This is a genomic window from Vibrio sp. MED222, assembly GCF_000153005.1.
Lineage (GTDB): Bacteria > Pseudomonadota > Gammaproteobacteria > Enterobacterales > Vibrionaceae > Vibrio > Vibrio tasmaniensis_A.
Window position 1 is genome coordinate 732,272 of record NZ_CH902607.1, and the last position, 25,205, is coordinate 757,476.

General features: G+C 44.7%; 22 protein-coding genes. 8 read left to right on the top strand and 14 right to left on the bottom strand.

Annotation, left to right across the window (positions count from 1 at the left end; genetic code table 11):
* Window positions 1-172 precede the first annotated feature (172 nt).
* The 12 genes from MED222_RS11630 to MED222_RS11575 form a co-directional block, all read right to left on the bottom strand.
* The gene (locus tag MED222_RS11630) at window positions 173-1,591 is read right to left on the bottom strand and encodes an aminotransferase-like domain-containing protein (protein WP_009846926.1); all 1,419 of its coding nucleotides are present in this window, start codon (window positions 1,589-1,591) and stop codon (window positions 173-175) included.
* Between the two features lie 217 nt (window positions 1,592-1,808).
* Complete coding sequence (locus MED222_RS11625) at window positions 1,809-3,263, bottom strand: lytic polysaccharide monooxygenase (RefSeq protein ID WP_032555244.1); 1,455 nt, start codon at window positions 3,261-3,263, stop codon at window positions 1,809-1,811.
* Window positions 3,264-3,750: 487 nt separating this feature from the next.
* The gene (locus MED222_RS11620) at window positions 3,751-4,110 is read right to left on the bottom strand and encodes a DUF6559 family protein (protein WP_009846928.1); all 360 of its coding nucleotides are present in this window, start codon (window positions 4,108-4,110) and stop codon (window positions 3,751-3,753) included.
* 29 nt (window positions 4,111-4,139) lie between these two features.
* Window positions 4,140-4,898: a vitamin B12 ABC transporter ATP-binding protein BtuD gene (gene btuD / locus MED222_RS11615; RefSeq protein WP_009846929.1), complete on the bottom strand. Its 759-nt coding sequence runs from the start codon at window positions 4,896-4,898 to the stop codon at window positions 4,140-4,142.
* Window positions 4,885-5,880 carry a vitamin B12 ABC transporter permease BtuC gene (gene btuC / locus MED222_RS11610; RefSeq protein WP_009846930.1) on the bottom strand — a complete coding sequence of 332 codons (996 nt, stop codon included), beginning with the start codon at window positions 5,878-5,880 and terminating at the stop codon, window positions 4,885-4,887. Before btuC ends, btuD begins: the two co-directional genes overlap by 14 nt.
* A gap of 133 nt (window positions 5,881-6,013) precedes the next feature.
* Window positions 6,014-7,042, bottom strand: a complete 1,029-nt coding sequence (locus MED222_RS11605) for a succinylglutamate desuccinylase (RefSeq protein WP_009846931.1) — start codon at window positions 7,040-7,042, stop codon at window positions 6,014-6,016.
* Window positions 7,043-7,310: 268 nt separating this feature from the next.
* On the bottom strand, window positions 7,311-9,107 hold the full coding sequence (locus MED222_RS11600) for a M3 family oligoendopeptidase (RefSeq protein ID WP_009846932.1): 1,797 nt from the start codon (window positions 9,105-9,107) through the stop codon (window positions 7,311-7,313).
* A 169-nt stretch (window positions 9,108-9,276) separates the two neighbouring features.
* Window positions 9,277-9,894, bottom strand: coding sequence for a histidine phosphatase family protein (locus tag MED222_RS11595; RefSeq protein ID WP_009846933.1), 618 nt, complete (start codon window positions 9,892-9,894; stop codon window positions 9,277-9,279).
* A gap of 26 nt (window positions 9,895-9,920) precedes the next feature.
* Window positions 9,921-10,538 (bottom strand): bifunctional adenosylcobinamide kinase/adenosylcobinamide-phosphate guanylyltransferase, encoded by a 618-nt coding sequence (gene cobU, locus MED222_RS11590; RefSeq protein ID WP_009846934.1) that lies wholly within the window; start codon window positions 10,536-10,538, stop codon window positions 9,921-9,923.
* 9 nt (window positions 10,539-10,547) lie between these two features.
* Complete coding sequence (locus tag MED222_RS11585; protein WP_009846935.1) at window positions 10,548-11,354, bottom strand: adenosylcobinamide-GDP ribazoletransferase; 807 nt, start codon at window positions 11,352-11,354, stop codon at window positions 10,548-10,550.
* Window positions 11,354-12,382, bottom strand: a complete 1,029-nt coding sequence (gene cobT / locus MED222_RS11580; RefSeq protein ID WP_009846936.1) for a nicotinate-nucleotide--dimethylbenzimidazole phosphoribosyltransferase — start codon at window positions 12,380-12,382, stop codon at window positions 11,354-11,356. Before cobT ends, MED222_RS11585 begins: the two co-directional genes overlap by 1 nt.
* A 72-nt stretch (window positions 12,383-12,454) precedes the next feature.
* Window positions 12,455-13,066: a flavin reductase family protein gene (locus MED222_RS11575; protein WP_009846937.1), complete on the bottom strand. Its 612-nt coding sequence runs from the start codon at window positions 13,064-13,066 to the stop codon at window positions 12,455-12,457.
* A 665-nt stretch (window positions 13,067-13,731) separates the two neighbouring features.
* Between MED222_RS11575 and MED222_RS11570 the strand changes: the two genes are divergently transcribed.
* The 3 genes from MED222_RS11570 (at window position 13,732) to MED222_RS11560 (ending at window position 16,988) form a co-directional block, all read left to right on the top strand.
* Window positions 13,732-14,427, top strand: coding sequence for an NAD-dependent epimerase/dehydratase family protein (locus MED222_RS11570; protein WP_009846938.1), 696 nt, complete (start codon window positions 13,732-13,734; stop codon window positions 14,425-14,427).
* A gap of 185 nt (window positions 14,428-14,612) precedes the next feature.
* On the top strand, window positions 14,613-15,986 hold the full coding sequence (locus MED222_RS11565; RefSeq protein WP_009846939.1) for an L-cystine transporter: 1,374 nt from the start codon (window positions 14,613-14,615) through the stop codon (window positions 15,984-15,986).
* A 240-nt stretch (window positions 15,987-16,226) separates the two neighbouring features.
* Window positions 16,227-16,988 carry a YdcF family protein gene (locus tag MED222_RS11560; protein ID WP_009846940.1) on the top strand — a complete coding sequence of 254 codons (762 nt, stop codon included), beginning with the start codon at window positions 16,227-16,229 and terminating at the stop codon, window positions 16,986-16,988.
* 161 nt (window positions 16,989-17,149) lie between these two features.
* Here the strand turns inward: MED222_RS11560 and MED222_RS11555 are convergent, their stop codons facing one another.
* Complete coding sequence (locus MED222_RS11555; protein ID WP_004734880.1) at window positions 17,150-17,671, bottom strand: DUF2058 domain-containing protein; 522 nt, start codon at window positions 17,669-17,671, stop codon at window positions 17,150-17,152.
* A gap of 401 nt (window positions 17,672-18,072) precedes the next feature.
* On the opposite strand from MED222_RS11555, the gene MED222_RS11550 reads away from it, so the two are divergent.
* Entirely contained in the window at window positions 18,073-19,407 is a 1,335-nt protein-coding gene (locus tag MED222_RS11550) for a sphingomyelin phosphodiesterase (protein ID WP_009846941.1), read from the top strand.
* A 39-nt stretch (window positions 19,408-19,446) separates the two neighbouring features.
* Complete coding sequence (locus tag MED222_RS11545) at window positions 19,447-20,397, top strand: hypothetical protein (RefSeq protein ID WP_009846942.1); 951 nt, start codon at window positions 19,447-19,449, stop codon at window positions 20,395-20,397.
* Window positions 20,398-20,401: 4 nt separating this feature from the next.
* On the opposite strand, the gene MED222_RS11540 is transcribed toward MED222_RS11545, so the two are convergent.
* Window positions 20,402-21,436, bottom strand: coding sequence for an AraC family transcriptional regulator (locus MED222_RS11540; RefSeq protein WP_009846943.1), 1,035 nt, complete (start codon window positions 21,434-21,436; stop codon window positions 20,402-20,404).
* Window positions 21,437-21,605: 169 nt separating this feature from the next.
* Between MED222_RS11540 and MED222_RS11535 the strand changes: the two genes are divergently transcribed.
* The 3 genes from MED222_RS11535 (at window position 21,606) to sbcB (ending at window position 25,186) form a co-directional block, all read left to right on the top strand.
* Window positions 21,606-22,619 carry a DUF2804 domain-containing protein gene (locus MED222_RS11535; RefSeq protein ID WP_009846944.1) on the top strand — a complete coding sequence of 338 codons (1,014 nt, stop codon included), beginning with the start codon at window positions 21,606-21,608 and terminating at the stop codon, window positions 22,617-22,619.
* A gap of 87 nt (window positions 22,620-22,706) precedes the next feature.
* A complete protein-coding gene (locus MED222_RS11530; protein WP_009846945.1) occupies window positions 22,707-23,555 on the top strand; it encodes a sterol desaturase family protein in 849 nt (282 codons plus the stop codon).
* A 206-nt stretch (window positions 23,556-23,761) separates the two neighbouring features.
* Window positions 23,762-25,186 (top strand): exodeoxyribonuclease I, encoded by a 1,425-nt coding sequence (gene sbcB / locus MED222_RS11525; protein WP_009846946.1) that lies wholly within the window; start codon window positions 23,762-23,764, stop codon window positions 25,184-25,186.
* The last annotated feature ends 19 nt before the right edge of the window (window positions 25,187-25,205 follow it).

Sequence of the window (25,205 nt, forward strand, 5' to 3'; positions counted from 1 at the left end):
AGCTCCAAACATCATAATGATGGATTTCATATTAAGAATTGGAGCGTATTTCAGCACAGTTTGAACAAACCAAACTAGAACAGATTGAATGTTAAAAAACAGAACAGGTTGAATTATCCGACGAGTGACAAGCTAGATTTCAAGTAAACATAGTCGAGGATCGACTAACGACTTAGGCTTGTGATTCCATGGTCTGAATCAAACTACCTAGTGTACGAATGGCTTCTGCTATTTTGTCGTCACAAGCGTACGAACAATTGAGACGAATATGATGAGAGAACTTTTTGTCGCTGCTGAATATAATTCCCGGCGCAACAGAGATGTTGTTTTCAAGTGCTCGCTCATAAAGCCTCTCTACACAAACAGAATGAGGCAGCTCTATCCAAAGGAAATAACCACCTTGGCTTTTATGAATCAGAGCACTCGTAGGCAAACTGGATTCGAGAAGTGCTATATGCGCCTTCTTCCTTTCATTCAGCAGTTTACGAAGCTTTTTAAGGTGGTTGTCATAACTATAAAACGTCAGGTAGTGAGACAAGCCAAGCTGAATCGGAATACTGCTGGAGAGTGTCGATAGGTGCTGCAATCTCTGAATCTTTAACGCTTGTTTCCTTGCAACTACCCAACCGATTCGAAAGCCGGGCGACAATGATTTGGAAAACGAACCGCACAGCATGATTTGCTCGCCGGTGTCATAGGCTTTAGCAGGCAATGAGCTTTGGTTGCCGACATGAAGTTCTCGATACACATCGTCTTCGATCATCGGGATCTTATGGTCATTCACTAACTCGGCGAGTCGCTGCTTGTTGTTATCACTCATCGAATAGCCAACAGGGTTTTGCGATTCTGTCATGAACCAACATGCTTTGATGTCCATTGAAGCGAACACCGACTCCAATACATCTAAATCGATACCGGTTTCAGGATCGGTCGGGATCTCAACAGCGGTAAGATTAAGCCTTTCAATGGTCTGTAACACACCGTAAAACGCAGGGTACTCTATCGCGACTAAGTCACCCGGTTCGGTACAGGATTGCAGGCATAAGTTAAGTGCTTCCATTGCCCCAGATGTGATCACAATATCGTCGGGCAATACATCTAGCCCACCAGCTTGATAGCGCTGAGCGATTTGCCTGCGTAATGTTTCACTGCCCGGTGGCAGATTAGTAAGCATGCTGTTATCGGGCATTTGACGACTGGCATTGGCTAAACTGCGCGACAATGCTTGATGCGGAAACAAAGCAGGGTCTGGAAATGCCGAGCTGAGTGGAATGATACTAGGGTCTTTGGCTCGTTGAAGTACATCGTAAAGCAGGTCGCTGATCTTAACGGGATACGGCTTGATGGCTTTTTGTTGTGCGAGTTCTGAGGTGAACACATTTCTGCGCGGTAACACGAAATAGCCAGATTTAGGCTTAGATCGCACATAGCCTTGGTCTTCAAGCTGTTGATACGCCTGAAGTACCGTCTCGATACTGAGTTTATAACGTTTACACGCGTCTCTAATCGATGGAATTTTCTCACCACTAAGCCAGATGTTTTGTTCTATCTGATTCTTGATTGTATTGGCGAGTATCTGAGATTTTTTCATCAAAAAGTCTTTTCTATCTAATGTGTAAAATATTACTAAACCGTGAATATTCGAAGTACTCAGACATTCAGGTATAACAAAGCCCTACCCTAAACCCAATTACCTTCACGGTCGACTTGTTTATCTCTCCCATAAGAAAAGACACCACACTCATCAATCGAGTGTGGTGCCTTAATTACTGAGCTGCTTAGCTACTTAGTTTAGATTAACTAGCCGACTAGTTAGCTGGACGCCACACGCCCCATTGATCATTTTCGTAGGTCGCTTTAGGGTTTGTACCACCTTGAATCCACCACTGTGCTTTCCAAGACTGGTTCGAGTACGTTACTACTTCACCGCCTAGGTAAGTCGCTGAAGAGTCCCAAGTGCCATTGTCTGGGTCAGGAGTCGGATCTGGATCCGGCGTTGGATCTGGGTCTGGTGTTACGCCACCGTCATCAGCAATTACTTCAAAAGTGAAGGTTTCAACACTTTCGCTTTCAATCGAGCTAGCCATAAACGATAGAGTTTCGTTTGCAGTGATGCCAGTGGTATCAACTACGATAGAAGCCGTGCCGTTATTTTGAATGCTTACTGAAGAGCCTTGAGTTTGAGTCAATGTCGCCGCTTCGCTTGTTGCAATCACAACTTTGTCGCCAGCATTCACTACGTTGTCACTCTTCACTAGCTCGTAGATGTCGCCTTTCAATGGTTCAACACCACCGTCGCCACCATCAATCAGCGTTAACTGACCAGAAGCACGGCTATCTTTTGAGTTGAAGAAGTTACGTGAAGGATCGTTTTGGAAATACATGTAGTGCTGCATTTCAGCGTGCCAGTCACCAATGAAGATCGCGCCATCTTTAAACTCTTCATGCCAGCCGTTAATCTCTGAAGCCAACAAGCGAGCCCAATCGTTAACGTTTGAAGCATCGATAATGATGTCGAAGCTACGCGCTACTTCACCGTACTTGTTGATGATGTCATATTTAACCGTATCACCAATTCCTGGCGTACCAAACTGGTCAGAAACAAACAGGTCGCCACGGACTAGATCAGGTTGAGGACCCGGCTCTGGTGGAGGAGTTGTTCCCCCCGCGATAGTGATGTCTGAACAGTTGTAGAAACCTTCACCGGCGGCATCGTCACGTTGCCAACGAACGTATAAGATTGCGTCGCCAGATCGGTCTGAAGGAATCGTTACGTTGATACGGTATTTGCCACCACTTACAGGAACATTCCCAACTTCTTGGAGAAGGTCTAAATCTCCCCACGCTAGGCCTTTGCTCAGGTCGGCGTTTGGTTTGGTTAGGTAGAACTCCCAGAATGACGGGTTGTGTGGTGCAGTCGCATTGAATACATATTCAAATGTACCAGTGCTTAACTCGGTGCGAGTCCAACCTGTATGAGGTGCACCCATGCCACGTTTTTGCGAATCATTGGCGTAACATAACGTGCCGTCTGGAATCGCCGCTTTCACTGCATTGATGTTGTTGAAGTCTTGAATGTTTTTCGCATACTCGTTGCGTTGAACGAAAGGATATGACCCTGAAATCTCTTTTGCTTGAGCACATGCTGCATTTGGTGGCGTACCCGACCAAACCCCGCCTTGTTCATAGCACGTATTCTGACGTGCACTTGGAAATTCAGACCAGCCATGAGCGTTTGCTACTGATGGTACGCTGGATAGCATAGCCATCCCCACTGCTATTTTTAGAATATTATTATTTGCTGTTTTCACTTTCCCACTCTCTATTATTTTACCCCCGTATGAAATATTGATTGGACATTTACTAATCAATATTGCAGTTCGAGGGTTTATAGTTTCTGACTTAAAGAACACGGAAAATATATACGTCATAACTATCAATAAAAGTGGGATTTATTTTGAAAGGAATCAGAATCACACAACTCAAAGAAATGCGTTAGAGATAGATGATATTGGTTCGAATTATCAATTTTTACCGACAAAAATTACGCATTCCCTAAGAAAATAGATCGCTAGGAAGGTATTTTTTCATTGAATTAATTGGAGTGAAACGCTCGCATAAATAATGATATTGAGTGCTTTTTATCTTCATTATTATTACGTTGTTGAGACTGCTGTAAAGTCGCTAAGCTATTGAGCGTATACGTTTATAAATGGATAAATCATTAAACGTTAATTTGAACGAGCTAAACTAATAGCGGCTATTCATGCCAAATCGATTCGACATATCATCGTCCATACGACCGCCCTTCCAACCGCCACCGCCCAACAAATTAAGTACATCACGCGCGTTATATTCCTCACCACCGAAGAAGTCATTAGACACATCATTACGCAGCAGTTGAATGGCTGGAGCAATTTCAGCAGCAAGGTCTTGTGGATCAGCAAACAATGCTAAGGCAACCAGTTGTTGGCGCTTACTCAATTCACATGAACTCGTTTCTACTTGCCCAATAGAGAAAAAATCACTGCTTCCGTACGCTTTCACCAACTTTGCAGAAAGTGATTTGATTACTTTCTTGATTCGTCGTCGTTGAATATATCTAAACATATAGATTGCCTTGTATTGATGAGCCTAAATTAACCAAACAATAGGTAAGTTTGATTGTCGACCGAGATGCTTTTTACTTGCGTGTTAAATACGGATTCTAGCTGTTCAGGCACAAGCACTTGCTCTGCACTGCCTGATGCTTGTAGTACGCCCTTTTCGAGCAGCAGTACTTGGTCGGCATGCCTCAAGGTTCGGTTCAGGTCGTGGTTAGCCATAATAACCGCAATGCCCTTCTCAGCCACTCGTTCGATAAGCTTATACAGCAACGCTTCTTGAGCAATATCTAACGGCGCTGCAGGTTCGTCTAGGATCAGGAGCTTTGCATAAGGGTTAAGCGTCGGCCAAATTTGCAGGCACATTCCCGCTAAACGAACGCGTTGCCATTCACCACCAGACAGTGTCTGAATTGAACGATGAAGTTTATCTGTGATGTCCAACATCTGGCTTATCTCTTCCAAAGCCGTGTTGATTTCAGTATCAAGGCCATGTGATGAACTTGGCAGTGATAACGCAAGGTATTGGAAGACTTCCAAGTTGAAGGCGGGTCTTGCACTTTGACAAAGATAAGCGCGATGCAATGATAAATCTTGTAGTGATAATACTGACAAGTCTTGTCCGTCGAGCTTTATATCACCTTTGTAGTCATCACCAACGCCAGATATCGCTTCTAATAAGGTACTTTTCCCACTGCCATTAGGACCGATGACATGAGTCACCTGCCCTTGCTTGAGCTCAAATGATAGTGGTAATAAACGAGCGCCGACGCTCAGGCTCTTAATTTGAATCATGATTTTTAATTAACATCCAAATGAAGATTGGTGCACCGATACTGGTTGTCATCACACCCAAGGGTAATTCTGCAGAATCGAGTAATGTACGTGCGCAAATATCAGCAAACACCAGTAACGCGGCACCGGCAACGGCAGACAAAGGAAGAAGGTATCGGTTGTCGGTACCAATCGCTAAACGCAGTAAGTGTGGCACCACCAAACCCACAAAGCTGATCACGCCACCTAACGCTACTGCGCAGCCGACTAAAATAGACACAGCGAAGATTAAACGCCAACGTAATCTCGGAACGTTCACGCCTAACTGCGCAGCATGGGTCTCGCCAATCATGAGTTTGTCTAGCTTGCTACCTTGCAGGCACAGCCAGATAATAACGGGGATCATTACTAACGTGAGCGAGTGCTGGTACCAAGTTACACCACCCAAACTACCCATCAGCCAATACATCAATAAGCGTAAGCTAAGATCATCACTAAAATAGAATGCCCACGTCACCATCGCGCCAGAAAGAATGCCTAACGCAACACCCACCAGCAATAACTTGGCCGTAGTCAGTCGCATCGTTTTAACCATGCTCACTAGAATCACGGTAAAACAGAGTGACCCTAAAACGGCGGCAATCATGAACAGTTCTGGTGTAGGAGCAAACGGTAAGAAGAACAGCACGATCACCATCGCTAAGCTTGCACCACCAGAAATGCCGAGCACACCGGGCTCTGCTAATACGTTACCCAATAAGACTTGTAAGCTTGCGCCAGATACGGCTAACCCTGCCCCGATAGCAATAGCCGCCAATAGTCGAGGTAAGCGTAAATCAATCAGTAGTTTTTGTTCTAACGTGGACAATGTGCCCAGAGGGGAAATGAAGAGATCGCCAACCATTAGATAAATCGCACTCAGCGTGACAAGCAGTGCAGCCATCAGATAAATGGCTCGGGTCCATTTTCGCTGTTTTTGGTGAAGAAGTTGTTGGAAATCCATATCAAGCTACTTTGAAATTGTTCGCGTAACCTTACCTGTATCCCCAAATAAACTCAAGGCTCACACCGTAATGTGAACCTTGATATTTCAAGCAGTTGGGCGGTTGTTTTGGTCGATTAAACCTAACTGGATATTAATCGTACACAAGCTGACCATGGTCGAATCGCGTTTCAACTTCGCACACCATTAAGGCAGCTCGTTGACCGATAGCAACGTTACGATTTGGAAATACCACCGCTTCGTTTTCATTCTTCGCCATCAATGGCTTATCACCATCATGACCAAACACTTCACCGTGCTTGAACGCCGTAAAGTTTTCAACGGCATCAGAGAACATGAAATCAAAATCATCATGCAAACGAACAATGGTTCGGCTTACGCGATAAGTAATGGTTTTCTTTGGCAAATGCTCTGGTTCTATTTCAGCAATCAAATTGCGCATTGCCAAATCGAAAGCCGTTAACTTATCAAGCTGGTTCTCACCAATTCTTGCTACCTGCCCTAGCTCCATTGTCAGTGCTTGGGCTTCAAAGTTTTCAGCGCTGTACCAACTGAAGGTGCTCGTTGGCGCATTGGATAACAACACCGCTTCAACGTGAGCACTGTTAATGAAATCGAACAAGGCTTTACTGCGAACTTCGTGGCGAACCTTAGGGCTTACGGCGAAAGAGTAATGCTTAGACAAACGGATCGCACAGTGCAGATCTAAGTGCCAACGAGTGGCAGGCACCGTTTCCTTGTAAAACTCAGTAACCAAGAACTTAAGGTTCTTCGCGATGTCCACTTCTCGATTACTCTCGTACTGTTTTTCATCAAACAGACGGTTCATATTCACATCAAGAAAACGCGTATGCGCATTGGTCGCTTCTGGGTGAGCAATGATGAACAAACATCTTGCTGTCACGACTTGGAAGCCGGTTTCAATATCCTCAATGAGCTTATCAATCAGCTCCATTGGTGAAGTTTCGTCGCCATGAACACCTGTTGAAAATATGATGTTCTTGGTCTCAGGATTATACTCTGCGGGAATCACTTCCAATACACCGCGTTGATGAAGCTTAATTTGAACACCGTTACTCAGTACGGTCTGTCCTGCAACCACTTCTTGCTCAAGATCTAGGCTGTCAAAAAGAAATGATTGGCGAAAGAGGGTCTTCGTCATGCGCTACTCCTTAATTGCACGGCCGTATGTTAATAAATTGTACATAGAAATTGTGTTGCTAGGATCGCACTTATCAATAGAAACTCCGTTATCACTCACAAATACTACCCATATATTTTTGTATTACCTGCTGACTTTACTAACCGACATCTGTTCCAAATAATTTCACCTATTTAGAACAACTTTTGGTTATCTCTGTTTATATCAGCAAGATAAGAGCCACGTAAGCTAACACAGCTCTTACCTACCATGAACAGATTGAGATCAATTAATCTTCCTGATCGAGCAATCTTTCAAATTCATCGATTTGAACTTTGACCATGTCGATGCTTTGTTGCCAAAAGTCAGCTTGAGTCAGGTCCATTCCCAAGTGTTTTTGAACGACTTCTTCCGCCATCATGCTGCCCGTATCACGAAGCAAGGAAACGTAATCACCGTAGAATTGTTCGCCCTTAGCATCGCGCTGAGCGTAAACACCTTTACTGAACAGGTAACCGAACAGGTATGGGTAGTTGTAGAAGCTCACTTGAGAGATGCTGAAGTGCAGTTTGCTTGCCCAGAAGTAAGGGTCGGCTTCTGTCATTGCATCGCCATACCACTCCTTCCAAGTGGTTTCCATCAAGTCACACAGCTGCTGAGCCGTTAGCTCACCTTTTTCACGCTGCTCATAGAAGGCTTTCTCAAACTCGAAACGTACTGGAATATTTACCATCAAAGCGAGTGAAGAAGAAAGCTCTTCCCACAGCATTTCAAGTTTCTCATTGCGTGTTTGTGCTTGTTTTAACAAGTGGTCACGAACGATGTTTTCAGCAAAGATTGAAGCGGTTTCTGCTAGAGTCATTGGGTAGCGTGTCTGACACAAAGGCATGTCCTTCATCACCCAGTTATGGAACGCATGGCCTAGCTCGTGCGCCAATGTCATTAAGTCTGAGCGGCTACCGCTCCATGTCATGAACACAAGAGGTGTACGTGTCGCAGCAAACTTGGTGCAGTACGCACCTAGACGTTTGTTGGCAGCTGGTGCGGCATCAATCCAACCGTTCTCAACCATTAATGCGACAAAATCAGCCATCTCTGGATTGACTTCAGCAAAAGCGGTTTTGATCACTTCAATCGCTTCATCAAATGAATAAACCTTAGATTCGCTGCCACCCAGCGGAGGCATCGCGGCTAAATGGTTCCAAGGCTTCATTTCATCAAGCCCGTGAACTCTTGCCATTAACAGACCTGCTTTCTGGCCTACTTCGCGATTTGCCTTTGCTACCGACATCATGGTGTCTAGCGTTTCAGGTACGATGCGGCTGGCGTGTAGGCTTGGATCAAGGAAATGTACGTCGCTTATTTTCGAGCGCTTTTTGTTCTCTGTCAGTCGCCAACCCGCAAGCGCATTTAGAATTGAAGCAAAAGACTCTTGGTGCGTCTCCATTGCGCCTTGGACTGCGCGCCATGCCGGTTCTTGTTTGTCGAATTCGCTGCCGTACAACAAGCTCGCAGCTTGTGAAAAACCTAGCGCTTCGTCTTCACCGTTCAGCTTTAGCGACAGTTTTAAAGAACCGGTTAAGTTATCGTACAAACGACCCCATCCATCACGGCCATCAACCTTCATCGCGGCCAATAACTGCTCTTCAGCAACACTAAGGCGGCTGCTTGATAACTTACGCGAGCTTTCAATCGCAAAGCGTTGTCCTGCTACATCTGCGCTGTCATGCTCTAAAACTGCATCAATAAACTCTGGTTCTGCGTGGATTAGCGTGTCTTCATATGGGCTAAACGCTTGAGACATTTCAGAGTTCAGCTTCGCTACACGACCAAGCAGAGCTTTGGCTTCTGTGTGCGTCGCGTCTACCGATGCGTGGCAATTAGCGAAGGTGTTGATCGTGCTCAGTAACGTGCCTGCCGCTTCAGAAGTTTGAATGGCGTTTTGCATCGCTAGAATGATATGACGCTTTTCAACGTGTAGGTACAACAGCTCAATACATTGTTGAATGAGTTCAATGTCTTGTTCGATTTTTGCATCATTAAGATCGCGATAAGCAATGCTTAGATCCCAACTCGGTGTTGTCATGACTAAATTCCTTTCACGTAGGTAGTAATACCAATCTGGTATAGCGGCTGTAAACGCCGCTTTATACTTCTATTTCTGGTTCTATTTCTATTTCTATTTCTGTTTCTGTTTCTGTTTCAATTTACAGGTCCAATAGATTGTTAACTCTTAAACTGTGTTTTTTGAACACTCAGAGAACAGGTAGCCCTATCGATTTGACACTGGTAAAGCTCTGCGCAAACTGAGTGATTTGAATATGAGTTATCGACGCGTTTTCTATCGATAGCTTCGAGTACAAACTCGGATTTTTCCAATCGATATCAAGGCAGTGCGCTAACAATATGCGAATCACACCACCATGAGTAACCAATAATAGATTGTCACTTGGATCGTCCAAAAGTTGCGACCAAGCTTGAGTTACTCTGTCGTGGAAGCTCTGTAAACTTTCTGCACCAGTCAGTTGATGATTAGCAGGATCTTGCCAAAAGGTTTCTAGCATTCCCCACTTGTCTTCAAGCTCATCAAATGGGACACCATCAACGTCACCGAAGTTCATTTCCTGAAAGTCTGGTGCTACAGATAAAGTCACAGACATACGCTGTGCGTATCTGTTTGCGAGGTCGCTGCATCGCCTTAATGGTGAGGTAACCACGCAATCAAAGGCAATATCTTGTTTTATCAGCGCCCCACATATCCGATCTTGAAGATCAGGATTAACCAACACATCAGATAAACCATTAAGTGCCGCTTCGCCTTCGACTTTGCCATGTCTTAGTAGATAGATGTTCTTGGTTGTTCCATTTTCCATTTGTTCAACTAACCTTTGATACCAATCTAATTATGAGTCGAGCTTTGAGTCGAATGGCTCGACGGTTTTAAGCTCAATGGTAATCCTGCTGCAACCAGCGTAACGCGTTCAACGACGCGAGCTAGCGCTTGGTTCATGCGACCCGCATTGTCGACAAATAGGCGCGACACTTTACCTAGCGGCACTACACCTAAACCGACTTCGTTAGAAACCATGATAATTTGCGCTGGGCTTTGCTCTACGCTTTTCACTAAAACTTCAACCACGGCCTCAACCTGTTCATTGATCGCATCATCACCCAACTCAAAAATAATGTTGTTCAACCACAAAGTTAGGCAGTCAATCAACACCACATCGTTTTGATCAAAAGACTGCAGTTTTTCGGCTAATTCAACAGGGGCTTCATGCTCAATCCACAGCTCGCCACGACGTTGTTGATGATGCGCAATTCTCTCACGCATTTCGTCGTCCAAATAAGTGGCCGTCGCAATATAGTTGAGGCGTCCATTTGAACATGCTTCAAGTGCACATAATGCCTGTTGTTCTGCAAAACTAGACTTACCAGAACGAGCTCCACCCAATACCAGATGGCTATTTCGCTGACTTACTTGATTAATTTGATTAGCTTGATTCGTGTTTGTCATAGGAACCTGTTATAGAAAACCATTGTAAAAAGCAGTAACGAACACAAGGTAAATCAGCAACTCCATCAACTGTTGAGCCGCACCCAAGCAGTCGCCAGTAAAGCCGCCAATTCGAGCCAATAACCATTTTTTGAAACCTAATCTAAACAGATAGGCGACGACAGATAAAACCAAAGCGAGCTCAAGACCAAACCACAAGCTAGGCAGAACGCCCACAAGCAATAAAAAGACAAGTTCACCTTTAGTTTGCTTGTTCGCCAATGGCTTACTTTTACTGGTATCTAAATCGCTAACGTAAGGCATGTCGTAAATCAGTGATGCAGCAATTGCACGGCTAAAGGTATAACTGGTCACGATAACCATAAACAAATTTGTCATATTCGCTAGTTCGTTTAATAGAACCCACTTGCCAAGCAGAGCCATAACCAGTGCAGACGCGCCATAAGTACCAATTCGACTGTCTTTCATGATGGTCAAACGGCGTTCTAAGGTCATACCGCCGCCAATACCATCCGCCATATCGGTTAAGCCGTCTTCATGGAAAGCACCGGTTAGCATCAAGCTAAAGCTCATCATCAAAAAGATGGCCACTGCACTCGGCAGTATTGCATCGAGTAGCAAGAACACACCACCACACAGAACACCAAGTAACAAACCAACCGTTGAAAAGTAGCGACCCGAACGATTCATGCGCTCTTCTGAATAAGGCGTATTCTTCGGCATCGGCAAACGAGAAAAGAAACCCATCGCCAACGAAAAAAGTTCCCATTGGTATGTGATGCTATCTTTCAACGATCGTTTTGGTGCATCACTCATTAAACCGTGACTCCAGCACTCGCAAAACTCGCCATGTTGTTATAGAACTCTGCCGCCGCACGAATTATTGGCATAGCTAGCGCAGCACCTGTGCCCTCGCCTAATCTTAATCCAAGATCGAGCAGTGGCTCAGCGTCTAGCAGCTCTAATAGAATCTTGTGCCCCGACTCTTCAGAGCGATGAGCAAAGATCATGTAATCACGGCAACTCGGTTCAATTAGAGTCGCGACATACGCCGCAACCGACACGATAAAACCATCGACCAACACAGGGGTTCTGTTTTCGTAAGCGCCAAGGAAGCCCCCCACCATTTGAACTATTTCATAACCGCCGACTTGGCTTAACACTTCTTTTGCGTCAGGATTTATGCAACGAGCAACACCTTGCTTAACCACCGCCACTTTACGTGCAAGCTGTTCATTGTTGATACCAGTGCCTAAACCAACACACTCATCTGCAGTTCGGTTTGCTAGCGCACTTAAGATGGCAGACGCGCTGCTGGTATTGCCGATGCCCATTTCACCAAACATGATGATATTCGTGCCATTCGAAATGGTTCTAGATACAAGCTCAGTTCCCAGTTCAATCCCACGTTCAACAGTTTCTAAACTCATTGCCGCTTCATTGGCAAAGTTATTGGTTCGCGTACCTAAGCGCTGAGAAATCAACATGTCGCTGTCAGATTCAACAGGCAACAAAATCCCAGTGTCCACGACTGTAATTTCGACGTTGTTTACCGCACAAAAGCAATTAATCGCTGCGCCACCGCTTAAGAAGTTCAACACCATCTGTTGCGTGACGGCACTTGGAGCAATACTCACACCTTCATCTGCTATGCCATGGTCGCCAGCAAAAATGATGATACGTGGCTTATTCAATTCGATGTGCTCAACCGCAGTTTCTTTGCCTTGGCTCTGAATCAATGCCAGTTGATGTGCGACTTTTTCTAGTAAGCCAAGCGCACCGAGTGGCTTGGTTTTTTGGTCAATTCGGTGTTGGATGTACTGCGAGTATTGGGTATCTAACATAAGTTTAGGAACACTTAAATTTAAGGTAATGGATTTCTAGGGCTGCGATTCTGCTTAAGCTAAATCGTTACACTATTTAGGGCGTGCAACAGAGAACACATTGGAAAGCGTCGCGTATTCACCGCCACCAAGTCGAGATAAAGGGTCCAATGCCAACGCATCAATCTTAAGACGTTCACTCTCTTTATCAATCACATCTTCGGAAATGTACACGGTTTCAACTTGAGCAAAGATAAGGCTTTGTGGCACCTCTCCCACTTCTTTTACTTCGTACAAGGTGCAACCAAAAGCGACCGCGCACTCTTTTGCTCTCGGTAAAGAAAAGCCCTCGAATTCAACCAGTTCAATATTATTCGCGGTAACTTCAGAGTCACCATGATCGAGTGTTGCTGCTGTTGCCGTCATTATTTCTGCAGAACTTGAAGAAGCAATGTGAATCACTAGCTTACCCGTTTCAAGGGCATTACGGGTGGTATCTTTGATTTCGCCCGACGGCTTTTTCCCAACTGATAACATCAGTAGCGGCGGATTGCTGGAAACAGGCGTGAAATAAGAGAAAGGCGCTAGGTTGTACTCTTGATCAGAAGATTCCGTCAATGCCCACGCAATAGGGCGAGGAACAACGGTTTGTGTCATCAAGTGATAAATCTGAGTGGGAGCAAGAGTATCAAGCTTGAGGTTCATAGCACGTCCTTGGTCTATGTGAATTACGGTTCAGTTTACGTGTTAAGCAATGCTGTATCTATGCCTAATCAACAGAAACGGTAGAGAGTGTTCTTAATTTAAACAGATCACACCGGTATTTTCTCAAATTGACAGTCAAATTGACGAACCCGAAACACCTACAATATTGATAACAAATTTATCAATAACTTACATTTTGGCATCGTTTATGCTTTATCTAAAGTACTTGTTAATCTCTCCATTGATGAGTGCCCATACTGTGAATACCCACATCGCAGTTGCTTTAAAGGAAAACAATCGATTGAAAGACAAAACCAAACAATGATTTAGGAGGTGGAATGATTCCAAACTCAAGTAAAAGAAAACCAAATAAATCGAGTAAGAAAACCAGTAAAAAGGTAAGGAAAATCCCACTCTCCTTCACCTAATAGCTATCGAAGCAATAAGACAACAAAGTAGCAAAGCAAATAACAAGCCCGTCGCCCAGCGGGCTTTGTTATCTTTAACACCTTAATTGAGGTTTACCTAGCTAAGCACATACCTTCCGTATAAAAGCCCATCATCAAACCCCATCTTCCTAACGCTCATTCATGAAACTTTTGTTCGCTTAAAATTCAAACACTGTTTATATTAAACAAGCACTTGTAGAGCGAGTAAGGGATAGAATGAGTATTAATGGAGATAAAACATCGGTTGTTATAGCTGGTGCGACAGGGCTAATTGGTCATCATGTCCTGAGACTGCTCATTAACGAGCCCGCTGTCGAACACATCTATGCTTTGTCACGAAGAGCATTAGGTGAAGAATTTCACTCCAACAAACTCGATACACTCATCCACAACGATCTACAAGTAACGAGTTGGGACGACACCAAAGCGACGCCCAACTTAGGCATTATCTGCTTAGGCACAACCAAGAAAAAAGCAGGTTCAAAAGAAGCGCTGCGAAAGATCGATGTAGAACTGGTTAGCCAAGTGGCACAGTCGATGAAATTCCTTGGAGTTCAACGTGCCGCAGTCGTTTCTAGCTATGGCGCTTCGCCAGACTCCTATTCACACTACCTGCGCTGTAAGGGACAAATGGAGCAAAACCTAAAACGTATTGGCTTCAAGCAGCTCTTCATCGCTCGTCCAGGCCCGCTGGTGGGTGAACGTGCCGAACCCAGAACTGATGAAAAACTCCTACAAAGAGTCTTCCCTTTAATATCTCCGTTAATGTTTGGAAAATTCAAAAACCTACGCCCTATCCAATCGGAAGATGTAGCGAAAGCAATATTATTCCGATTGTTCGAAAATAATTTTCAAAGTCTAGAAATTTACACTTCGACTGACATGATTAATTTATTAGCGAAATATCGTTAAAACGTCTACCTATTCACCACAATGTTGAATATCCATCCAACCCATTGGGTGGATATTACTAATCGTTCTAATAAATTACTTTTCCTTATTTTACGTTTTGTTACAGGTCGCTATTTTAGCTAACAGTATTTGCGCCCATATATCTAAGCGCCCTATCGATTCATGGTTATTCATAAGGAAAAACAATGTCATTTTCAGCTATCGCTGCCTTAGCGGTATTCACTGGTATCCTCTTTTTTCTCTACGGACAGCAGAAAAAAGAAAACACACTTTCTCGCCTCGTTTTACTCGGTTTAGTTTTCGGTAGTGCTTTTGGCCTTGGTCTTCAACTGCTATTTGGTGAAGGCAATCCTATTATCAAAGAGACGCTCGACTGGGTAAACATTGTGGGTCGTGGTTACGTTGGCCTACTAAAAATGGTCATCATGCCATTAGTGTTAGTTTCAATGATTGCGGCAGTAGTGAAGCTTGAGAAAGGCGGCTCACTAGGTAAGATTTCCGGCATCACCATTTCTGTGTTGCTAGCAACAACGGCAATTTCTGCGATTGTTGGTATTGTTGTAACACAAGCATTCGGCTTGTCGGCTGAAGGTTTAACTGAAGGCGCTCGTGAAACAGCACGTATCGCAACACTAGAAAGCCGCATCGGCAGCGTTTCAGATCTAACTATTCCACAAATGCTGGTTAGCTTTATTCCGACTAACCCATTTGCAGACCTAACAGGGGCTCGCTCTACTTCTATCATCGCGGTAGTTATCTTTGGCGTGCTAACGGGTATTGCTGCTCGTAAGGTGATGGCAGAGAAAGAAGAATTAGAATCTCCAATCCGTACGTTCGTTGAAGCGGCTCAATCTATCGTTATGCGCTTAGTTAAGATGATCATGGCACTAACGCCATACGGCATCGCAGCATTAATGGCGAAGGTAGTCGCAACGTCAAGTGCTTCTGACATCCTAAGCCTATTGGGCTTCATCGTTGCTTCTTACGTCGCTATTATCCTGATGTTCGTCGTTCACGGTGTGTTGGTTTCTTTTGTTGGTGTCAACCCGAAAGAGTACTTCCAAAAGATCTGGCCAGTACTGACGTTCGCTTTCACGTCTCGTAGCTCTGCAGCAACTATTCCCCTGAACGTTGAAGCTCAAATCACTAAGTTAAACGTACCACCAGCGATTGCTAACCTGTCTGCGTCTTTCGGTGCAACAATTGGTCAAAATGGTTGTGCGGGTATTTACCCTGCAATGCTTGCAGTTATGGTTGCGCCTACGGTTGGTATCGACCCAATGGACATTAACTTCATTCTGTCTCTGATTGCTATTATCACAGTGAGCTCATTTGGTATTGCCGGCGTTGGTGGCGGTGCAACTTTCGCTGCACTTATCGTACTACCCGCGATGGGTCTTCCTGTGACTATCGCAGCACTGCTTATCTCTATCGAGCCACTTATCGATATGGCACGTACTGCGCTTAACGTATCTGGTGCAATGACAGCTGGTACAATTACAAGCCGCCTATTGGCTAAAAAGGACAAGCAGCAAGATTTGGAACAAGCGAACGCTTAATGGGTTCGATTGATCCAATAACTTGAGTCTCGTTAAACAAAAACCGATGCACATGCGTCGGTTTTTTATTGCTTATTAGTTTTGTTTATTACTTTACGATCATCCACATTCTATAACGCAAAACGCTATATTTGTTCAATAGTACAATAAGTTAGCCATGAAACATCAGCCAAACTGATATATGATGCACCGCTTCAATATGTCACATCATTCTGGCACCCGTTCGATAACAGGATCCTCATGAGCTTTATTATATTATTACTTATTCTAGTATTCGTTGGCGTTACACGTTTATTTCAGTGGCGAAAAACCTCTAGTTTTATCAAACTTCTTCTTATCTCTTTATTTATATTGATTGGTTCGGGTTTAATCCCTCGCTATCTACTAAACGACCTGCAAGCCAATTATGAGCGCAAGCCTGACATTCAGTGGACCTCTCACAATGCCATTTTCTTGCTTGGTGCTGGTACTCAACTCATCGCAAGTACACAAGAATTTGAGCCGACCTTTTTTTCGTTCGGTCGCATCAATGAAACGGCAAGCCAATATAAAAACTGTGCGAAGGCTCAAACCATATGCAAAGTGATTGTTAGTGGTGGAGATGCACAAAATAATGGTGTAACCGAAGCGGAAGTTTATCAACAGCAGTTGCTTAGACTCGGCGTTCCACTAGCCGATATCATTCAAGAATCGAATAGCGTCAACACTTGGAAAAACGCGCAGCTCACCAGTGACCTAATGAAGCATCACCAGTTCGACAACATTGTTCTTGTTTCATCAGGCCTACATATTCGTCGTAGTGAACTCTACTTTAATCATTTTGGATTAAACGTCATCCCAGTACGAGCCGACTACATGGCTGCTCAAATTTCATGGTTACCATTATGGTACAACTTCGCAGTTACAGACTTTGCATTGCATGAACAATTGGGTTTTGCTCGTTACAACCTTTACAACTTTATGGGTTGGAACAGCAAACGTGAGAAGCCCGGTGACGCCTGATCGCTTCAACCATGATCTAACTAGTTAGTTATTTAGCTATTTGGCTAGTGGTCATTTAGTATCTAGAAGATTCACAGCTCATAAACAAAAAAATGCAGCCACAATCGAAGGATTGTCAGCTGCATTTTTAATTCGTGCTTCTACTCAGTACTAACGGGCAATTACCACATTAGATCATCTGGGATCACGAAGTCTTTGTACGGGTCATCCTCGTCTACTTCATCAGAGCTTGAAGCTTGAGTATCAACGATAGATTCTTCGTCACGCATCGCGATCTTGTTCGCTACCGCAGTAGGGATAACAACATAGCTTTCGCCTTGACGCGCGATACTTAGAATGCCTTTACTTAGTTGCTTTTGAGTCAGATCTTCTACGTAAAGGTATTTAACTAGCGTACCATCGGTGAAGTTGTATTTTATCTCACCATTCTTCTGTTCGATCTTGTTCATCTCAATCAGTTGCTTCACTTGAGCTTTAATTTCTTTGCTCAACTGCTGTTCTTTCAACTGTTGGTTTAACTCTTTGTCTTTCGCTTGCTGCGCCAGTTTAGTTTCTTCTGCTGCCGCTTTTGCTTCACGAGACTGAACGCGAGACTTTTTAGAGCCCTTCTTCGCCTTCTTTAATTTTTTCTCATTTACCAAGCCAGCTTTAAGCATCTGCTCTTGGAGTGTTAACTTTGCCATGACTTTCCCAGTTCAGGATTAAAAACGACACTATCATACCTGTTTTTGAGGAATCTGTTTACTGAACAATGGCAAAATTTATGCTGATAGAGCAAGGCGGTTAGCGTTTTCCCTTATCGTGATTCACAGCATCCATTTCTGGTTATTTACCGACCTATGATTTCCACGAAAACAACCAATAGTGACTTACCCTCAAACCCAAATCGTTCCTCTATTTTTTAGCGTGCGCGCGTATCACTTATCATTCAGGCAAAGCAATATGTTAATTTTCAATGAGTAATCTAATTTATAAAACCATGGCATATATCTAATATTTGGATAATTCCCATAGAGTTATAACTCCAATGTCACAACTCTTTACTACGTTATTCTTTAAACCAATCAGTAAGGATAACGTGAAAATGAAAACTCAATGGACTTGCCTGAGTGCAATACTTGCATCAGCTTCATTCATTTCAACCTCGGCTATTGCAGATACCGATGTGTACCTGACCAATAACACTAGCCAAGTAATGACGATTCAAACCAATCACACGGGTACCGACCTGCTTCAATTCGGTGATGAGTGGCAGCAACATGTTGAACAGATTGGCCCTTGGGAGACGAAGAAGCTGATCAGTTTCAATCGCTGGACTGGTGTGAAATCTGGGAAGACCTATGGGTTTGACACTGTGGTATCGAACGCTGTGGGTGAGAGTGTCACGCTCAACCAAACCATGAAGGGACATTGGTACAACTCGACACTGCAACATGGCTTGAGTGCTGCAGACGTCAACCTAACGTTGCATGACGATCGTAATATTCATCGCAGCACAACCGATGCATTCGGGGTTAATGCAGAGCTAGCGCTTAAAGCCGATTCTACGGCGCGCTACGATGATATTTATTACACCATCACTCCACCAAAAGTGGATGAGCAACCAGAGCCAGATGCCAATACACTCAAAGTCATGACTTATAACATCTGGGCGCTGCCTGCCATCGCTTCACATATTGGTGACCGCTATGACCTGATCCCTCAATACGTAAAGGGCTATGACGTGTTGGCGCTACAAGAGGTGTTTGCTAACGGCAGAGATGAATTCTTGCGTGAGCTTTCGAAGGAGTATCCTTATCAAACCAAAATGCTCGATAAAGACGGGATTAACATCTATGACGGCGGCGTAATCATTGTCAGCCGCTACCCTATCGTCAACGAAGCGCAATACGTGTTCCCTGATTGTACAGGCACAGATTGTTTCGCTGATAAGGGCGTGAATTACGCCGAGATCATCAAGAATGGTCAGGCTTACCATGTGTTTGGCACTCACACCGCATCATTCGATACGGACACCGCTCGTGACTACCGACAACGTCAATTCAAGCAGATGCGTCAGCTTGCTCAATCACTGGAAATACCAACCTCTGAAACGGTTATTTACAGCGGTGACTTCAACGTGAACAAGCTGAAGTTCCCAGACGACTACCAACAGATGTTCGCTAACCTGCAGGCTGATGAACCAACATACTCTGGTTACACCGCTTCTACCTTTGACCCACGCATCAACAACTTTGCGGGCGAACCTATGTCGGGTGGGGAAAATGTCGAATACTTGGATTACGTAGTGGTGAGTTCGGAGTACGCACAAAAAACTCACAACAATAACCGCGTTGATGTTCCTCGTTCAACAAGCAGTGAGTTATGGAAGCACTACAACCTTTCAGACCACTTCCCTGTTAGCGCCGTGATCAAGTAACTCGGTGAACCAATAATGCATCGAGTTATATTAATCATAATGCTCGTCGCGGTGACGAGCATTGTTGGCTACTCATGGTCATCAAGATCGATTGAAACACCGCTATCTTCTGCTCAACACGCAGAAGCTAAGCCGCGTGTTTCTACGACAACTGATGACGATAATTTCACACCAACTGCAACCACCAGTTCGGGAAATGCAGCATCGCAGAACAAACAAGCCGAAGCAGAATCATCGGGCGGAGAAACGCATGTTGAAAACTTGAGCGAACTTGAAGGTAAAGCTCTATTCGATGAACTCGATGGGTTCTGGACGCTTTGCCAACAACGTGATGACTGCACTGAGCAACTCGCACGATTGAAATCAGAGTTGCCGAGTATATGGTTTGAGTTACTGAGCGACTATCCGCAGCTATCAGTTGACTGGCAATTAGCCCAAAGTACCATCCCACTTGAATCCATAGAGACTCTTGAAGATCGTGTTGCCTTATTCAAGCAGTCTGCACAGCAAATATGGGGCGAGTTGGCCCACCAGCTATTCGCAGACCAGTTTGCGCATCTAGATTTTACGCTCGACGCAAACACCCTTAAAGAAAACGAAGCGAGCCAGTTTTTGACCAACTATCAAGATTTGCTTAGTGAATGGCAAAACAACACGGACACGTTAAACGCCGAAACACAGCTTCAAAAATATGAATTGGCAGTCTCTTTGATACCCAGCAGTTATAGCCCTGCTGAGATAGTATCAGTCAAAGCCGACCTTCAAGAGGCCTACTTAGATGAAACGCAGGCCAGCAACATTGCCGCAAGAGAACAACAAGTCGCGCAACAGCAGCAAACCGTGATGAGTTATCACGAGCAACTGGATCAGCTCAACGCGACCTTAGACTCTCAGCGCTCATCAAGTTATGCCACTTGGTCTCAGCACGATTGGGACAGTTACTATCAGCAGCAAGTCACCAATTTCAGAGAACAATTTTTTAGCAAGTAACGCTTTAACTTAAACCGTCACGAAACTGCGCGGGCGTTTTATTGAGCCAACCCTTAAACGCCCTTCTGAAATTTGCCGGGTCGCTATAACCGAGCCTTTCACCGATGTCATCGATACTCATAGTTGTGCCGAGTAACAGCTCTTTGGCCAGTTCCACTCGAACTTCGGTCAGCAATAATTGATAACTGGATTTATGGGTAACTAGCTCTCGCCTAAGCGTACGAGAGCTACAACCAAACTCATCCGCAAGTTGTTCAATATTCAGGAAACTGCCTGCGGTTTGATAAAAGATCGTTTTGATTTGGTTAGTCAGCAGGTGCTCAGAGTCCAGCGTTTCGACTATCGACTGGCAAGACGCAAGATAGCGCTTCAGTGTCGCGGCATCATGAGTCAATAAGGTTTGTGATAAAACCGAGGCATCAAAACGCAGTTCACAATGGTTTTGTTCAAAAATCACCGGGCACTGGAAACGCTCGTCATAAAGCTTGGTGTAATTGGGCTTAGCGTAAGGCAAAGCCAAAGTGTGAATATCCAACTCATGACCAGTCAGTTCTTTGAACAAAGAGACGATGGAACTCAAGAAATATTCACTGCAGAAAGGAAGCAGCTCGCCCACTTCCAAGGTGTTCTCAATCTGAATCACTGCGTGTTCGGAATCCAAAAGCAATTTAACCGAGAAGATAGGACCGTTCAGGCGCAGATATTTAAAGCCCGACTTGATGGCCTCCCCGACATTTTGACTGGTTGATAGCGCATAACCCAACACACCAAAGTGGCTCAAACTTGCATGCTCTCCCAACCAAAGCCCTAGACCATCGTGAGGAAAACTCTGATTCGCCGCGCTAAATAACGCAAGTTTATCAGCGTAAGTCAGCTTTCCATTCGGGTCTCGCCAATCCATGTTCGGCAAACCCACATCATTGAGTAACCTTTCAATGTCGATACCTCGCTGCTCTATAGTATTCAACAGCAGCGCAATATCCAATGTACCCAACTGATGCCGATGTCCGGTCGGCTTATACTCCGCGATAATCTCCAATCGTCTCTCCTTATATCGAGCCCATTCCCATAAACATGACTACTCAGCTTCAACAACACTACTGACAAAATCGTGATTGGTAACGCGCTCTTGTCCGAATATGACCTCCCAATTCTACGCTACTCATCGCACAATGGCTTTGGTTGTTAAATTTATGTGAACTGTCGCAATGATAAAAACGAATCCTGCTCCACACAGTTTGATTGATTCTAATGGTCAGCCGATCATTGGACATTTCGATGGCATCCCAAAGCACCTGAACATCGAGAACTTTGACTACCGAAACTCGATGGATGCAAAAGCAAACTCTTGGCAGAAGCACTTCCACTTTAAGCAATTCCAGTTTGTCAGCATCACCACCGACACACACGTTGTTGGTGTCGCTATCGCGGATATTCGCTACTTAGGCTCGGCATTTTGTTATGTGTACGATATAGAGAGCAACAAACTTGAAGAGTGTTCATGGTTACGACCACTGGGGTTTGATAAACAAGTAACGCCTTCACCATCTGAAGGAAAGACAAGCATTGCAGGCCAAAGCATTGCTTTTAATATCGAAGGCGGACAATGGCGAGTTCGCTTGAATACCAAACTCATCAAGGCCGATTTCGCTTTAAAGCCTAAAGCCGACAGCTTGCCCTTGGCGATGTGCAGCCCAACGGGTTATTCAGGTTGGACTTACACCCAAAAGCACAATGCTTTGCGCATCAGCGGTGACATCCAAATCAAGGGAGAATCACTCGTTCTCGAACAAGCTCGTGCTGGTTATGACTTTTCAGCGGGTTACATGAGACGTGAAACCAGTTGGCGCTGGGCAAGCATCAACACGCAATCCAATGGCACAGATATTGGCCTAAACCTCGCGGCGGGCGTGAATGAAACCGGAGGCTGCGAAAACGTGTTATGGGTCAATGGAACCAGACACTTACTTAACCCGGTACAGTTTACGTTCAGTCGCCAAGACACGAATTTACCTTGGCAGATAACATCACAAGATGGACGTATAAACCTGACCTTTACGCCCTTAAATAACCGCAGCGAAAAGCTCAATTTATGGCTGTTAAAGAGTAACTTTCGTCAGTTCATTGGTCACTTTTCTGGCTCGATTGAAGACAACAATGGAGTGACACATCACCTCGATGGTGTTCTTGGCCTAACAGAAGATCACTTTGCTCGCTGGTAACGTAATTCTGCTGATTGAATCTCAGGCGAGCAAGTTTAAGTAAACTTGATACTAAGAACGCGTCTGGCGTCTCAACAAGGATAAAACATGAATATCGACGCATTAATCAATCACCCAGAATGGCTACTGCTGGTATTAGCGCCCTTATTCATGGTGTGCATGTTGGCTGAGTATTTTATCGGTCAGAAGCAAGGTCGACTACCAGACAATTCCAACTATAAACTTTCAGAAGTGATGTGTAACTTCACGCTGGCGGGAATGCATCAACTCTCCGATTTGCTCACCGGGTTATTGGTCGTGCAGTTGTATCTTTGGCTGTTTGGTTGGCGCTTAATGGACGTTGAAATGGGCGTACTGAGTTTTGTTGTATTGATGGTATTACAAGACTTTTGCTATTACTGGTTCCATAGAGCAAGCCATCGTGTTCGCTGGATGTGGGCCGCGCACGTCGCGCACCACAGTTCAGAAAGCATGAACTTCAGTACGGCTTTCCGTCAAAGCTTAATGTACCCACTTGCTGGGATGTGGCTATTCTGGGTACCGTTGGTCATCATAGGTTTTGACCCTAAATGGGTCATCTTTGTGGTGCTTCTGAATCTAGGTTTGCAGTTCTTCGTCCATACACAATGGATACGAAGCTTGGGGCCACTTGAATACATCTTTAACACCCCATCACACCACCGTGTGCATCACGGCAAAAACCCGCAATACATCGATAAGAACTACGCCGGTGTTTTGATCATTTGGGATAAGTTGTTTGGTACGTTCGAACCGGAAGTTGAAACCGTACATTACGGCGTCACCAAACCCGTAAACAGTTTTAACCCTATAATCGTCACCTTTCAAGAATGGAAGGCTATATTCAAAGATTTGAGAAACCGAGAGCTAACCATTAAACAGAAAGTCCAGTTGATACTCTCACCCCCATCGGATTAAACGGACGATAGACAGATTGTATTAACTAAGATACCGCCTCAACTGGATTCAAAGACATCCCCACCGACTCGATTGAATAGTAAAGCACCGTTTTCCGACAATTTATTTGTGATCTGGGTTGCACGCGTACCGCATACTATCAGATACTGAACAAAACTAACCTTCAGCCACAGTAAACGTTCTGCGCTTGCTGTTCAGGAATTTCAATGAGTTCAGATAATCAGCCGACCTACTTCTTTTTCGATTACGAAACGTGGGGCGTTAGCCCAGCAAAAGACCGTCCGAGTCAGTTTGCGGGTGTTCGTACCGACCAAGATTTCAATGTTATTGGAGAGCCTCTGGTTATCTATTGCCAACCTCCTGCTGATTACCTCCCTGCGCCTGAAGCTGCGTTGATCACCCGTATCACACCACAGAAAGCGGCTTCACAAGGTCTCCCTGAGCCAGAGTTTATCGCTAAGATCCATGCTGAGTTGGCGAGACCAAACACCACAAGCCTTGGCTACAACAGTATCCGATTCGATGATGAAGTAACGCGTTACACCTGTTACCGAAATTTCATTGACCCATATGCGTGGAGCTGGCAGAACGGCAACTCACGTTGGGATCTATTAGATGTAATGCGCGCTGTTCACGCACTGCGCCCTGAAGGCATTGTTTGGCCAGAGAACGAAGAAGGTTATCCAAGTTTCAAACTGGAACACCTATCTGTGGCAAACGGCATTGAACACGAGAACGCGCACGATGCGATGGCCGATGTTATTGCGACCATCGAGTTAGCAAAGAAGCTTAAAGCTGCACAACCTAAGATGTTCGATTACCTTTACAACATGCGTCATAAGCGTAAGCTAAATGACCTAGTTGACATCGTAAACATGACACCATTGATGCACGTTTCGGGCATGTTTGGCCGTGACTGCAACTACACAAGCTGGATTGTGCCTATGGCTTGGCACCCAACTAATCAAAATGCGGTTATCGTGGTTGATTTAGCTAAAGATCCAAGCCCACTACTAGAACTGGACGCTGATGAACTCAGAGACAGACTCTACACCAAACGCAGTGAACTGAGTGAAGACGAGCTACCCGTACCCATCAAATTGGTTCAACTGAACAAGTGCCCTATTCTTGCTCCAGCCAAAACGCTGACGGCTGAAAATGCCGAAACCATCGGTATCGATCGCCAACAATGCTTGAAGAACTTGGCACTGCTGCGCGAACATCCAGAGATCCGCGAAAAACTCATTGGCCTTTACTCTCAAGAGCGCGAGTACGAAAAGAGTGATGATGTTGATACCCACCTTTACGACGGTTTCTTTTCACCTGCTGATAAAACAGCGATGAACATCATTCGTGAAACTGACCCGAACAACTTGGCAGCTTTGGATATCACCTTCAGTGACGAACGTATTAAACCGTTACTGTTCCGTTACCGTGCACGTAACTTCCCATGGACGCTCGACGAAGCTGAGCAATTGAAATGGGCAAACCATTGTCGTGAGTTTTATGAGTGCCGTTTAGAAGAGTACATGCTCAACCTTGAAAACCTCGCGCACGAACATGAAAGTGACGAGAAGAAAATGGCTATCTTGAAGGCGGTTTATCAATACGTAGAAAAGTTAGCTAGTTAATTCCATTATCAAGAGACGT